Source organism: Novosphingobium rhizosphaerae (assembly GCF_050920675.1).
GTDB lineage: Bacteria > Pseudomonadota > Alphaproteobacteria > Sphingomonadales > Sphingomonadaceae > Novosphingobium > Novosphingobium rhizosphaerae.
Genome location: NZ_CP137862.1, coordinates 352,092 through 365,846, shown reverse-complemented (window position 1 = coordinate 365,846; position 13,755 = coordinate 352,092). Strand labels below are relative to the sequence as shown.

Sequence of the window (13,755 nt, the reverse complement as noted above, 5' to 3'; positions counted from 1 at the left end):
TGGCGAGCTAACCCAGCGCGCGAAAGCGGAAATCGCGGAACCGCGCTTCCCCCTTGCCCGCCGCATAAAGGCCCGGACGCAGCATCAGGAAGCCGCCGCGCACGTTGTGGTGATAACCCGACACTTCCATCCCACGGTCAAAGCGGCGCCAGGTCTGCCCGCCATCGCCGCTGGTGTGGAAGGACACGATGTGCCGATCGTTGCGCACGCGCAAGCGCATCGCCGGCCCGTATGGATTGGCCGGGCGGCCGCGCTCCATCCCATATTGGTGCGTCACGAAACGCCGGGTATCGAACCCCAGCCCGCAATAGAGCGCCTGGTCATAGAACAGCACCAAGCCGGCGGTGGTTTCGGGATCGATCTCGATCGCGCACTCGAACTCATAGGCCCGGTCCCCGGCGATGAGCAGCAGCGGGGCGGAATCGGCAGGCGCGGTGCCGCGGGCCGCCAGGTGCAGGCAATGGTTGGAGACGCGCGCCCGGCTGGCTTCGTCCCGCGCGGGCTTGAAGAAATTCCAGCGGCGGCCCAGTTCGAGCGTGGCGAAATCGTCGGACAAGGGCAGGCCATGTGGCCCGGCCTTGCGCCCGCCGCCCCCGGGGAGAAACGGCGCGGGCAGCGGCGCGGCGAGATCGCCGCCTTTCATGCGGAACCAGCCGTCGGCGGTCCATTCCACTGGATCGAGCAGCGTCTGGCGCCCCAGCGTCCAATAGTCGCGCTCGAACCCGTGATAGACCGACCACCAGTCCCCGCCCGGCCCTTCGAACACGGTGGCATGCCCGCGCGACCACCAGGCCTCATCCCGGCTTTGCGTGCGCACGATCGGGTTGTGCGGGCAGTTTTCCCACGGCCCGTGGATGGAGCGCGATCGCGCCGCGATGACCATGTGCCCGGTGGGCGGGCCGGCGGTGCCGCCCACGGCGTTGATCAAATAGAACCAACCGCCGTGCGCCACGATCTTGGGGCCTTCGGGCGAAAACCCTTCCACATCCCAATCCTCGGGGTAGTGCCAGGGATCATAGACGTGCTCTACCTTGCCCATCGTGGACAGGCCATCGGCGGCAAGCGCCACGCGATCTCCGTCCGACAGGAACAGCCAGCGCGAGCCATCCTCGCCCACGGCATGGCCAGGATCGATATGATCGGGCAGGCCGAGGTCAATCGGCGCGCTCCACGGCCCCTCGATCCGGTCTGCCCAGATCACATAGTTGGCATTGGGATTGGCCTTGGCGGGGAAATAGATGAAGTAGCGCCCGTTGTGGCGGCACAGGTCCGGCGCCCAGACCGCGCCGACATTCTGGGTGAGCGCGGCGGTGATCGGCCGCCAGTTGAGCAGGTCCTGCGAATGCCAGATGACCAGCCCCGGATAGGAATCGAACGTGGAAAAGGTCATGTAATAGTCGGCGCCGTCCTTCAGGATCGACGGATCGGGATGATCGCCGGCCATGATCGGATTGCGATAGGTGCCGTTGCCCAGATCGGCCAGGCGCTGGCCATCGAACCCGCGCGGGGCGTGGGGCACTGGCGCCAAGGGCACTGGCGGCGCGGCACGGGCCGGCAGGCTGGAAAGCCCCGCCAGACCCACCGCGCCGGCCAGCGCGCCGCGCCGGTCGACGGTGCCGCTCATGCCGCGATCCGCACCGGTGCCAGGCGCGGGCTGAGCAGGTGGACCACCGCAAGCGCCACGAGATAGGCGCTGGCGCAGATGGCAAAGAGCACTTCGTAGCTGTGCGTGGCATCGAGGATGTAGCCGGCAAACAGCGCCATGCCCATGCCGCCAAAGGCCCCCATCGTGCCGCCGATGCCCACCACCGAACCCACCGCGCCGCGCGGAAACATGTCGGAAGGCAGGGTATAGAGATTGGCGGAAAAGGCCTGGTGCGCAGCCGTGGCGAGGCCGATAATCAAGACGGCCCACCACATGCTGTCCACCCCCTGCACGAACCAGATCGGCAGGACGCAGACCGCGCAGATCAGCATGGTCACCTTGCGCGCGACATTGGGCGTGCGCCCGGCCTTGATCAGGCGCGACGACAGCCAGCCGCCGGCAATGCTGCCCAGGTCCGAAATCAGGTAGATCGCCGCAAGGGGCAGGCCAAAGCTCTTGAGATCGAGGTTGTAGCGCGTGAACAGATAGCCCGGCAGCCAGAACAGGAAGAACCACCAGATCGGGTCGATGAGGAACTTGCCCAGGGCATAGGCCCAGGTCTCGCGCACGGTGAGCAGCCTTGCCCAGCCGATCGGGGTGACCGGGTCGGCCGGATCCTGGCGAATCCAGGCCAGTTCGGCGGCGCTGACGCGGCCGTGCTGCGTGGGATGGCGATAGAGCAGCCACCACGCCACGACCCAGGCAATGCCGAACAGGCCGGTGACGAAGAACGCCATGCGCCAATCGAACCACAGCACCAGCAAGGGCACGAGCAATGGCGTGATGATCGCGCCGACATTAGCCCCGGCGTTGAACACCCCGATGGCAAAGGCGCGCTCACGCTGGGGGAACCAGTCGGTCACCGCGCGGATGCCGGCAGGGAAATTGCCGGATTCGCCCAACCCCAGGCCAAAGCGGGCCAGGGCGAAGGAGACCAGGCCGGTGGCAAAGCCATGGGCGATGTGGCTCACCGTCCAGATGACGATGGCAATGGTATAGCCCAGCCGTGCGCCCAGCGCATCGACCACTTTGCCGAACGAGAGATAGCCGATGGCATAGGCCACCTGGAACCAGAACACGATCGCCGCGAAATCGGATTCCGACCAATGGAAATCGGCCGCCAGCGTGGGCTTGAGCACGCCGATCATCTGCCGGTCGATATAGTTGATCGCCGTGGCGGCAAACAGCAGGGCCACCACCACCCAGCGCGTGCGACCCACATTTGCCGTGGCCGGGATGCCTTCCCCGATCTGCGCTTTCATTGCTTCAACTCCCGAAAGCGGCGGGCTTTTTACCCTGCCGGTCATGCTTGCCCAGCGGCCTTAAGCGGCCACGATCGTGCAGGCGACGCTGCCGTACCCGGCAAAGGCCGCGCGGACCTGTTGCCCCGGCTCTACCGAATGCACCCCGGTGACCGCGCCAGTGGATACCCAAAGGCCGCGCGTCGCATCGATGCCGCGCGCGGCCAGATTGCCCAGCAGAAAACGCACCGCGCCCAACGGGCCATCGAGCATCGTGGCCGTCGTGGCCGTGCCGACAGGGGCACCGTCGATCGACAGCGTTACCGAGATAGACGCAAAATCAATCTCTTGCCATCCGGAAAGGGCTGCCCCCACGACCAAGCCATAGTTGTTGCCATAGTCCGAGACGGTGACCGGCGGACCATCGTCGTTGATCCCCGGGTAAGGCGAACTGGCGACCTCTATACCGATATGCACAGCATCGAGCAGCGCACGCGTGGCGCCATCATCGCCCGGCACCGTCCCGTCCCAGCCCGGCGCCACATGCAGCAGGAATTCTGCCTCTGCCGCAGCAAAGCCTTGCGCAAACACCGGCATGCCGGGCACCTGGCCAAAGCCCGGGATCACCACGCTATCGGCAAAGATCGGCCCGGCCAGGCGGTTGCTGGCCAGACGGGCATCGTCGGGCGGGTTGATCCGCCCCACTTTCCATCCCGCAACCGCGCGGCCGTCAATCGCCAGCGCGGCATCCTGGATGGCATAGGCACCGACCAGATCGGCCGGCGCCTGCCCCGGATAGGATGATAACGCGCGTTTCTCGCGCCGCGCCGCCACGAATGCTTCGGCCACGGCGCGCGCCTCAGACTTTGCCTGTTCCGTCAAACCCATCCCAGCTTACCTCAAGCGGATCGGACAAGGCACTGGCCTGGAAACCGGTGTCAAAACCCGATACAACGCCGTTGAACATGATTTGCCGCGCCCCGCGGTGAACGGGGCAGCATGCGCCTTGCGGCATGGTAACCGGTGTCATATTGCCTTTTACCGCTGACGAAGGCAAGTCTGAAAATCGGGGCCAGAAATCTGGACGCGACGAGAGGCAAGAAGGACACCGCATGGCCAAAGCGCCAAAACCCACGATCAACGATGTGGCGCGCCTTTCCGGGGTGTCGAAAAAGACCGTCAGCCGGGTGATCAACAAGTCACCCCTGCTCAACCAGGCCACCCGCGAAAAGGTGGAAGCGGTGATCGCCCAGCTCGATTATGTGCCCAACCCCCAGGCGCGCGCGCTGGCCTTGCGGCGCAATTTCCTGATCGGGCTGATCCACGACAACCCCAACGCCCAGATGGTGCTCAATGTGCAGGAGGGCATTCTCGACACGATCCGCGCCACCGAATTTGCGCTGGTGGTGCGCCCCGTCGATCGTCACTCGCCCACCCTGCTCGACGATATCCACCGCTTCATCGAACAGCAGCGGCTTTATGGCGTGATGCTGCTCCCTCCGCTGTCCGAAAACGACGAACTGGCCCGGCTGTGCCGCGATCTGGGCTGCACCGTGGTCCGCATGGGATCGGCCCGGCTGGACGACGAAGCCCATCTGGTGGCGTCGAACGACCAGCAGGCGGTGAGCGAGGCGGTGGCCTGGCTGGCCGAGCTGGGCCATAGCCGGATCGGCTTTGTCGCCGGGCCCGACGGCTTCCGCTCCGCCCGCGAGCGCGAGCTGGGCTTCATCGCCGGCATGGGCCGCGCCGGGCTGACGATCGACCCCGCGCTGCTGACGCGCGGGGATTATCGCTTCGAATCTGGTCAGGCCGCCGGCGACGCGCTGCTCGACGGCAAGACGCCGCCCACCGCGATCTTTGCCAGCAACGACGAGATGGCGGCCGGCGTCCTGCACGCCGCCTGCGCGCGCGGCCTGACCGTGCCGCAGGACCTGTCGATCATCGGCTTTGACGATACCGCCATTGCCGCGCACATCTGGCCCCCGCTCACCACCGTGCGCTGGCCGATCCGCGCCATGGCCCGCACCGCCGCGCTCAAGCTGACCCGCCCCGAAACCGCCGCGCGCGAGCCGTCGTTCTTCCCGTCAGACCTGGTGCGGCGGGCATCGGCCGTGGCGCGGGTGCCGGATCAAACCGCTTCGTCAGACCATCCGCCGCTGAAATCCTGACCGGCATAGAAAACGCGGGGAATCACCATCTCGGCGTCAGACACAGCGCGGAGGATGGTAGCGATTCGCCACCGCCCAATCCGCGCGCGCGATGGACCGGCGCGGTCCCGATCAAAAACAGGGGCGGTCAAAACGCCATTGACACCGGTTACCTAAACTCGATACCAAGCCCTCAAGAGCGACGAGGGAGAGTGCGCCATGTTTGCCAAGACCTATCACGCCACCCATCCGGACATGATGGACGGGGTATCGAACGAAGCGCTGCGCGATCGCTACCTGGTGTCGGGCATGTTCGTGGCGGGCGAAGTGAACCTCAACTATTCGCACAACGAGCGCTTCGTGATCGGCGGGGCGGTGCCTGGGGCCGAGCCGCTGGCCCTGCCGCGGCAGACGGCGCCGGCCAGTGCGGCGGGCCATTCGCTGCTGGAGCGGCGCGAGATGGGCGTGGTCAACATCGGTGGACCGGGCTTCGTCACGGTGGACGGACAGCGCTTTGCGGTCGGCAACAAGGAATGCCTCTATGTGCCCATGGGCAGCGAAGAGGTGGTGTTCGAAGGCGAAGGCGCGCGGTTCTACCTCGCCTCTACCCCCGCGCATAAAGCTTTACCGATCAAGCACATCACGCTGGAGCAAGCCAATCCGCTGGCGCGCGGGGACCTGGCCAATTCCAACCAGCGCACGATCTACCAGCTCGTGATCCCCGGCGTATGCGACAGCGCGCAACTGCTGCTCGGCCTCACCGTGCTGGAGGAAGGCAGCGTGTGGAACACCATGCCCCCGCACCTCCACGACCGCCGCAGCGAGATCTATCTCTACTTCGACCTTCCGCAGGAAAACGACCGCGTGTTCCACTACATGGGCGAGCCGGATTCGATGCGCCACCTGGTCATCGCCAACGAAGAGGCGGTGATCAGCCCGCCCTGGTCGATCCACATGGGCTCGGGCACCAAGAAGTATGCGTTCATCTGGGCGATGGGCGGGGAAAACCTCGACTATACGGACATGAACGTGCTCGACATCTGCCAGTTGAAGTAAGCCAAGATGGCCATTTCCTTCAGCCTTGCGGACAAGACCGCGCTGGTCACCGGCGCCAACACCGGGATCGGCCAGGCCATTGCCGTCGCCTTGGCGCAGGCCGGGGCGGACGTCGCCCTGGCCGGCCGGTCAGAGCCTGCGCAAACGCTCGACCTGATCGCGCAGGCCGGGCGCCGCGCGGTGAACATCACTGCCGATCTTTCCACCATCGAACCGGTGGCGCGCGTGGTGGACGAAGCCACCAGCGCGCTGGGGCGGATCGACATCCTGGTGAACAACGCCGGGATCATCCGCCGCGACGACCTGCTACAGTTCAGCGAGGCGGATTGGGACGCGGTGATCGACACCAACCTCAAGACGCTGTTCTTCCTCAGCCAGGCGGCCGCGCGCGGGATGGTGGCGCAGGGCGGCGGCAAGATCATCAACATCGCTTCGCTGCTCACCTTCCAGGGCGGCATCCGCGTGCCCAGCTATGCCGCGGCCAAATCGGGCGTGGGCGGGGTGACCAAGGCCATGGCCAACGAACTGGCGCCCCATGGCGTGCAGGTCAACGCGATCGCGCCCGGCTATATCGCCACCAACAACACCGCCGCGCTCCAGGCCGACGAAACCCGCAACCGCCAGATCCTGGAACGCATTCCCGCCGGGCGCTGGGGCGACCCGCAAGACATTGCCGGCGCGGCAGTGTTCCTTGCTTCGCCCGCGTCAAACTATGTCACCGGCCATGTCCTGGCGGTGGACGGCGGCTGGCTGGCGCGATGAGCGCGCGTTTGGGGCATGTCGTGTGCTTTGGCGAGGTGCTGCTGCGCCTAGCCACGCCCAGCGCGCGGCTGATGCAGCAAAGCGAGTGCCTGGACCTGGTGGTGGGCGGAGCAGAAGCCAACGTGGCCGCTGGCCTCTCCGCGCTGGGCCACCAGGCCGCGATGCTCACCCGCCTGCCGGCCAGCCCGCTGGGCGACAAGGCGCGCGCGGCGCTGGGCGCGGCCGGGGTGGACACGCGCCACGTGGGCCGCGGTGCGGGGCGCATGGGCCTCTATTTCCTGGAAAGCGGCGCGGGCCTGCGCCCCTCGACAATCACCTATGATCGTGCCGGCAGCGTGTTTGCGCTGTCGCGGCCGGACGAATTCGACTTTGCCGCAGCGCTCGATGGCGCGGCGCTGCTGCACCTGTCGGGCATAACCCCGGCACTGGGGCCGGGCGGCGTGGCCCTGGCGCAGGCGGCCGTGGCGGCGGCTGACGCCGCGGGCGTGCCGATCTGCTTCGACGGCAATTACCGCGCCATGCTGTGGGAGGCGTGGGATAGCGATCCGCGCGCGATCCTGGCCGGGCTGATGCAATCGGCCAGTATCATGATCGGCAACCACCGCGATATCGCTCTGCTGCTGGCCCAGCCCTTTTCCGGCGACGGTGCCGACCGGCGGCGCGAAGCCGCGCAGGCCGCCTTCGCCGCCTTCCCGCGCCTCACCCAGATCGCCTCGACCGCGCGCCACATCGCCGGGCCCGACCACCACCGCATCGCCGCCCGCGTCGATGCGCGCGACGCCGCGCACCAGACCGCCGAAGTGGACGTGACCGGCATCGTCGACCGCATCGGCACGGGCGACGCCTTTGCCGCCGGCGTGCTGCACGCCTGGCTCGAACGCGGCGATGTGGCCGCCATGGCCCAGGCGGGCCTGGCCTATACCGCGCTCAAGCACAGCCAGCCCGGCGACATGTGCACGATCCCGCGCGCCGAACTCGATGCATTCTCCGCCAGCGGTGGCGATGTGCGGCGCTGAGGCCGCCGGTAGAACAACAAACGGGAGTGGGCAGGATGGGACCGATTACCCGGCGAAGTTTGGTCACGGGCGCCACCGCCATGGCCGCGCTGGCGCCGCTGCCCTTGCGCGCGGCGTCCCCAACGCAACCCCAGGTGGGGCGCTATCGCGGCATGCGCGAGGAAGGCGTCATGGCGTTCAAGGGCATCCGCTATGGCCGCGCCAGCCGCTTTGCCCGCGCCGTGGCAGAGCCCTTCATCGGAGAAGCCGTGGATGCCACGCGGTTCGGACCGGTCTGCCCGCAGCGCGGCATGGCCGACGCGCCGCAAAGCGAGGATTGCCTGTTCCTCAACGTGTGGACGCCCGAGGCGCACCCGCGCGCTAGCCGCGCGGTCATGGTCTATTTTCATGGCGGTGCTTATGCCAATGGCTCCGTCACCGATCCGTTGACCCACGGCGGGCGGCTCGCGGCCAATGGCGATGTGGTGGTGGTGAGCGTCAACCACCGGCTGGGGCCACTGGGTTATGCCTGGCTCAAGCCGCTCGATCCGCGATTTGCCGATAGCGGCAATCTGGGACAACTCGATCTGATCCTGGCACTGCAATGGGTGCGCGATCATATCGCCGCTTTCGGCGGTGATCCCGCGCGGGTCATGGTCTTTGGCCAATCGGGCGGCGGGGCCAAGATCGCCACGCTGATGGCCATGCCGGCGGCCAAGGGCCTGTTCCACGCCGCCGCCACGATGAGCGGGCAGCAAGTCCAGGCCAGCGGCCCGATCCATGCCCTGGCGCGTACCCGCGCGCTGATGCAGCGGCTGGACGTCAGCGACGTGGAGTCCTTGCGCACGCTGCCGATCGCACGGCTGGTCGAAGCGCTCGATGCCACCGATCCGATCATGGGTGGCAGTGTCTATTTCGGCCCGGTGCTGGACATGACGAACCTGCCGCGCCACCCGTTCTGGCCCGATGCGGCGCCGCAATCGCTGGGCGTGCCGATGATCCTGGGCAATGTGCGTGATGAAACGCGCGCGTTCCTCGATCCGCGCGGCCCCAAGCTGGCCGGACTTTCCTGGGACAATTTGCCTGCGCGCATCGCGGCCGAAGTGAAGATCGACCTCGATCCGCAATGGGTGGTGGCGCAATACCGCGCCCAAGCGCCGGCGTGGAGCGCAGAGCAGGTCTATTATGCCGCCACCACGGCGGGGCGTTCCTGGCCGGGCCAGGTGATCGAGGCCGATGCCCGCGCCGCTGCCGGGGCAGAACACACCTGGGTCTATCAGCTTGACCGCCCTTCCCCACGCGATCCCTTGCGCGGCGCGGCGCATACCGACGATATTCCCTATGTATTCGGCACGCTCGATGCGCGGGGCAGCTATTCCGGCACCGATGCGGCAGCCCGCAAGCTGAGCGCGACGATGATGGCGGCCTTTGCCGGGCTGGCGCGCAGCGGGCGGCCCTGCGGGGTCGGGCGGGGCTTGCCCGATTGGGCGCCCTATCGCCTGCCGCAGCGCGCCACGATGGTGTTCGACGACGCCCCGCACATGGCCGACGACCCGCGCGGCTGGCAGCGCCGGATCTGGGCCACGGCGCCTTATGTGCAGCCGGGCAGCTGATGTGCGAATCACTCGCACGCAGCCCGGCCAAAGCGCCGAGACGGCGCGCAAAAACCGCTTTCCCGGCGGCATGAATTCAGATTAAATTATTGTTTTATAGACTATTTTCTTCATCCAAGGGTTTGCAACGGGGTTCTTGACAGGGGCATGATCGTGCTGCAAAACATATTGCAATGACACCGGTTACCTTTCCTCGCTTGCTGGTGGGGAAACGTCGCCGAAAACAATGAGCCCGGTCCAACTTCCGGGCGATCCGCCGTGCGCGGATGGGAGTAGTGTTGCCGGATCGATGCAAGCCATTGCGTGCATTGTTGACACCGGTATCATCCAGCCTCACGGGCTGAGAGGGGATGTTACGATGCGCAAGAATGTTTCCCGAGTTTCGACGCTGAAGATCGCGCTGTTCGCCGGCAGCGCGCTCGCCCTGCCGCATGGCGCCCAGGCCCGAGCGGCGCCGCAGGATGCCGCGCCACCCGCTGCAGAGGCAGCCGCGCCCGGCACCGGCGAAGACCAGACCCCGGCGATCATCGTCACCGGCTTTCGCCAATCGCTTCAGGCCGCGCTGAATGTAAAGCGCAATTCGGTCTCGGCGGTGGATGCCGTCGTGGCCGAAGACATCGCCAAGTTCCCCGACCAGAACATCGCCGAATCCCTCCAGCGCATTCCCGGCATCTCGATCCAGAAGGATGGCGGCGAAGGCCGCGCGATCACCGTGCGCGGGTTGGGCGCCCAGTTCACCCGCGTGCGCGTCAACGGGTTGGAAACGATCACCACTTCGTCCGACGGCGCCTCGGCCAACCGCGATCGCTCGTTCGATTTCAACGTCTTCGCTTCGGAACTGTTCAGCAGCCTCGTGGTGCACAAGACGGCCGAGGCGAGCCTTGACGAAGGCTCGCTGGGCGCGGTGGTCGATCTCAACACCGGCAATCCGCTGGCGGGCAAGACCGGCCTGACCGCGGTGCTCAACGTGCAGGGTTCGTACAACAGCCTGTCGAAGAACGTCGGCCCGCGCGTGGCCGGGCTGCTGTCGTGGAAGAACGACGCCGGCACGCTGGGCGTGAATGTCTCGGCCGCCTATTCGCACACCGATACGTTGGAAAGCGGCAACAACACGGTGCGCTGGTCGCAGGCCTATTTCAATTCGGTCAATGGCACGCCGTGCTTCTATTCGGTGGCGGGCGACACCGGCGGCACGGCGGTCAACAGCGGCGGTTTCTATCGCCCGTCGACGGCGTGCGATGCCGCCGCCCTGTCGTTCCACCCGCGCATTCCGCGCTATGGCGTGGTGGAGCACGATCGCCGCCGCCTGGGCCTGACCGGCTCGATCCAGTTCGAGCCCAGCACCCACACCAAGATCTCGATCGACGCGCTCTATTCCTCGTTCAAGGAAGACCGCAAGGAAAAGTGGCTGGAAGTGCTGGCCCGTTCCAACGAGCGCAGCTTCAACGTGGTCAACCCCACGTATGACAGCAATGGCAACATGGTCAGCGGCACGTTCAACAATGCCTATGTCCGCACCGAAAGCTATCTGCGCCAGTCGCAGACCAAGTTCTACCAGGTGGGCGCCACGTGGGACCAGGACGTTTCGGACAGCTTGCGCTTCACTTTGCTGGGCGGGTTCTCGCAATCCGATGCCGATATTCCGGTGGAAAGCACAATTGCCTACGACAGCAAGGGTGCCAACGGTTTCACGTTCGATTACAGCAACATGAAATCGCCCGTGCTGAGCTATGGCATCGACGTGACCAACCCGGCGAATTTCCAGCTGGCCGAAATCCGCGATCGCCCGTCTTACGTCACCAACAAGTTCAAGACCGTGCAACTGCGCACCGAATGGGATGTGACCAAGGGCTTTACCGTCAAGCTTGGCGGGATGTGGCGCCGCTATAACTTCCAGACCCAGTTGTGGACGCGCGACACCGTCGCCTGTTCGGGCAATGGCAAGCCCGACCTGATCCTGGGCACCACCACCTGCTCGTCCAGCGTCTATGGCCTGCCCGTCACGTCGAGCATTTCCGACCTCGTCAGCCTGGGCGATTCCGGGCAACCGGGTGGCACCACCTCGCAATTCCTCGCGGCCAATATCGATGCGGCCTCGGCCTATACCAAGCTCTATGGCCGCACCGCGGTGGAAGACCTCGGCTCTAACCGCCAGGTGCAGGAAATCACCTCGGGCGGATACCTGCAGTTCGACGTGAAGGGCGATCTGCTCGGGCTGGAATATGCCGGCAACGCGGGGATCCGCTATGCCCACACCGACCAGCGCTCCACCGGCTATACCGCAGGGGTCGCGGCCACGGTGGGCCGGACCTATGACGACTGGCTGCCTTCGTTCAACATCGCGCTTTATCCGCATCGCGATGTGATCCTGCGCGGCGCCATTGCCAAGGTCATCACCCGGCCTTCGCTGGGCAACCTGAACCCCGGTGGTTCGGTCGACGGGTTCAACTATCGCGTCACCTTCGGCAATCCGTTCCTCAACCCCTATCGCGCCACCAATTTCGACGTTTCGGCCGAATGGTATTTCGCGCCGCAGGCGCTGATCTCGGTGGCCGGGTTCATCAAGCAGATCGAAAGCTTCCCGGTGGCGGGCACGTATGTTGCCACGCTGCCGCAACTGGGCCTCGATCGTTCGGTCCTCACGCCCAGTTCGCCGGCCTACATCAACTATGACCCGGCCCAGGAATACATCGTTTCCTCGCAAGTCAACGGCACCGGGGCGACGCTCAAGGGCCTGGAAATCGCGCTGCAACTGCCCTTCCCGTTCCTGCCCGGCTTCCTCAGCCACACCGGGTTCCAGGGCAATGCCACGCTGATCAAGAGCGATGCCGATTACACCATCACCGGCCCGGCGGTGAGTGCCTGCACCCGCAACGCGGCGGGCGCCTGCACGCTGGCGGGGGTTTCGGCAATCTACAACCAGACCCTGCTCAACGTGTCGAAGAAGGCGTGGAACGCCACGCTCTATTATGACGATGGCAAGTTCAGCCTGCGCGGTTCGGTCAGCTATCGCGGCCCGTTCGTCGATGGCACCAGCGCCACGGGCAACGTGTTCGAAGGCTATGGTTCGTACACCAGCGTCGATGCGGCCGTGCGTTACAAGATCCGTCCGTGGCTGGAACTGTCGATCGACGGCAACAACCTGACCGATGCCTATCGCTATCGCTTCACCGACCAGACCGCCCAGCGGAACTATGAAAACAACCACTATGGCCGCACCATCCTGTTCGGCGCCCGTGCCAAGCTGTGAGGTAACGCCAGGGAGACACTGCCCATGACGCTTTCCCGTCGCGCTCTGGTGGCCCGGACGCTTGCGGGGGCAGCATGGGCAACAGCCCGGCCGGCGGTGGGGCAAACCCCACCGCCGGCCGGGCCACGTGGCGTTCCGCCGGGCCTCCCCCAGCCGGTGGAAACGATCGACCTGTGGCCAGATGGCGCCCCCGGCCATCTGGCCGCTCCCTTGATCGAAACCGTCAACGAGCGATCGAGCGATACCCTGGTCAACGACCGCGCGGTGCTGGGCATCACGCGCCCGCGCCTGGCCGTGTTCCGGCCGGATCGGCCCAATGGCGCGGGTGTCATGATCACGCCGGGTGGCGGCTATCGCTGGGTTGTGGTGGACAAGGAAGGCTATGAGATCGGCCGCTGGCTGGCCGCGCGCGGCTTCACGGCCTTCGTGCTGTTCTATCGCCTGCCGGGCGAAGGCTGGTCTTCGGGGCCCGATACCGCCCTGGCAGATGCGCAGCGCGCCATGCGCTTGATCCGCCACCGCGCGCGCGATTATGCGATCGATCCCGAACGCGTGGCCGCGATGGGGTTTTCGGCCGGCGGCCATGTCTGCGCCGATCTGGCCGCGCGCTTTGCCCAACGCGTCTATCCGCAGCAGGATGCGGCCGATGCACTGTCGGCCCGGCCGCACAGCGCCGCGCCGATCTATCCGGTGGTCAGCATGGACCCGGCCATTGCCCATGCCGGCTCCCGCACCCTGCTACTGGGCGCCAAGTCCACGCCGGCGCTCCAGGCCGCGCATTCGCCCGACGCTTGCGTGCCTGCCGATGCGCCCCCGCATTTCCTCTGCCATGCCGAGGATGACGACGTGGTGCCGGTGGAAAACACCGTGCGCCTGCGCGCCGCGCTCAAGGCGCGTGGCATTCCGCTGGAAATGCATCTCTTTGCCAACGGCGGCCACGGCTTTGGCCTGCGCCGCGCGATCGGCAAGCCGGTGGAAGCCTGGCCCGACCTGTGGCGCGCCTGGGCGGCAACGGTGGGGCTGGCCTGACACCGCCTTTGTGCGCA

At 66.3% G+C, this 13,755-nt stretch carries 10 protein-coding genes; 7 read left to right on the top strand and 3 right to left on the bottom strand.

Going from position 1 to position 13,755, the window contains the following annotated elements; all coding sequences use genetic code 11:
• Positions 1-7: 7 nt before the first annotated feature.
• Genes R9J51_RS21560 through R9J51_RS21550 form a run of 3 tightly spaced genes read right to left on the bottom strand, consistent with a single transcriptional unit; the run spans position 8 to position 3,774 of the window.
• Positions 8-1,624 (bottom strand): family 43 glycosylhydrolase, encoded by a 1,617-nt coding sequence (locus tag R9J51_RS21560; RefSeq protein WP_179562439.1) that lies wholly within the window; start codon positions 1,622-1,624, stop codon positions 8-10.
• Positions 1,621-2,907, bottom strand: coding sequence for an MFS transporter (locus R9J51_RS21555; RefSeq protein ID WP_179562441.1), 1,287 nt, complete (start codon positions 2,905-2,907; stop codon positions 1,621-1,623). The genes R9J51_RS21560 and R9J51_RS21555 overlap by 4 nt, the downstream gene beginning before the upstream one ends.
• A gap of 60 nt (positions 2,908-2,967) precedes the next feature.
• Positions 2,968-3,774: a 2-keto-4-pentenoate hydratase gene (locus R9J51_RS21550; RefSeq protein ID WP_168557027.1), complete on the bottom strand. Its 807-nt coding sequence runs from the start codon at positions 3,772-3,774 to the stop codon at positions 2,968-2,970.
• Positions 3,775-3,998: 224 nt separating this feature from the next.
• On the opposite strand from R9J51_RS21550, the gene R9J51_RS21545 reads away from it, so the two are divergent.
• The 7 genes from R9J51_RS21545 to R9J51_RS21515 all read left to right on the top strand — a co-directional run bounded on the left by R9J51_RS21545 (position 3,999) and on the right by R9J51_RS21515 (position 13,738).
• Positions 3,999-5,054, top strand: a complete 1,056-nt coding sequence (locus tag R9J51_RS21545; RefSeq protein WP_168557026.1) for a LacI family DNA-binding transcriptional regulator — start codon at positions 3,999-4,001, stop codon at positions 5,052-5,054.
• Positions 5,055-5,252: 198 nt separating this feature from the next.
• Positions 5,253-6,089: a 5-dehydro-4-deoxy-D-glucuronate isomerase gene (gene kduI, locus R9J51_RS21540; RefSeq protein WP_179562443.1), complete on the top strand. Its 837-nt coding sequence runs from the start codon at positions 5,253-5,255 to the stop codon at positions 6,087-6,089.
• A 6-nt stretch (positions 6,090-6,095) separates the two neighbouring features.
• Positions 6,096-6,851, top strand: a complete 756-nt coding sequence (gene kduD / locus R9J51_RS21535) for a 2-dehydro-3-deoxy-D-gluconate 5-dehydrogenase KduD (protein WP_179562445.1) — start codon at positions 6,096-6,098, stop codon at positions 6,849-6,851.
• The gene (locus tag R9J51_RS21530) at positions 6,848-7,867 is read left to right on the top strand and encodes a sugar kinase (protein ID WP_179562447.1); all 1,020 of its coding nucleotides are present in this window, start codon (positions 6,848-6,850) and stop codon (positions 7,865-7,867) included. The genes kduD and R9J51_RS21530 overlap by 4 nt, the downstream gene beginning before the upstream one ends.
• A gap of 35 nt (positions 7,868-7,902) precedes the next feature.
• Positions 7,903-9,459: a carboxylesterase family protein gene (locus R9J51_RS21525; protein ID WP_179562449.1), complete on the top strand. Its 1,557-nt coding sequence runs from the start codon at positions 7,903-7,905 to the stop codon at positions 9,457-9,459.
• A 358-nt stretch (positions 9,460-9,817) separates the two neighbouring features.
• Positions 9,818-12,709, top strand: coding sequence for a TonB-dependent receptor (locus R9J51_RS21520; protein WP_179562451.1), 2,892 nt, complete (start codon positions 9,818-9,820; stop codon positions 12,707-12,709).
• Between the two features lie 24 nt (positions 12,710-12,733).
• On the top strand, positions 12,734-13,738 hold the full coding sequence (locus R9J51_RS21515) for an alpha/beta hydrolase (RefSeq protein WP_179562453.1): 1,005 nt from the start codon (positions 12,734-12,736) through the stop codon (positions 13,736-13,738).
• The last annotated feature ends 17 nt before the right edge of the window (positions 13,739-13,755 follow it).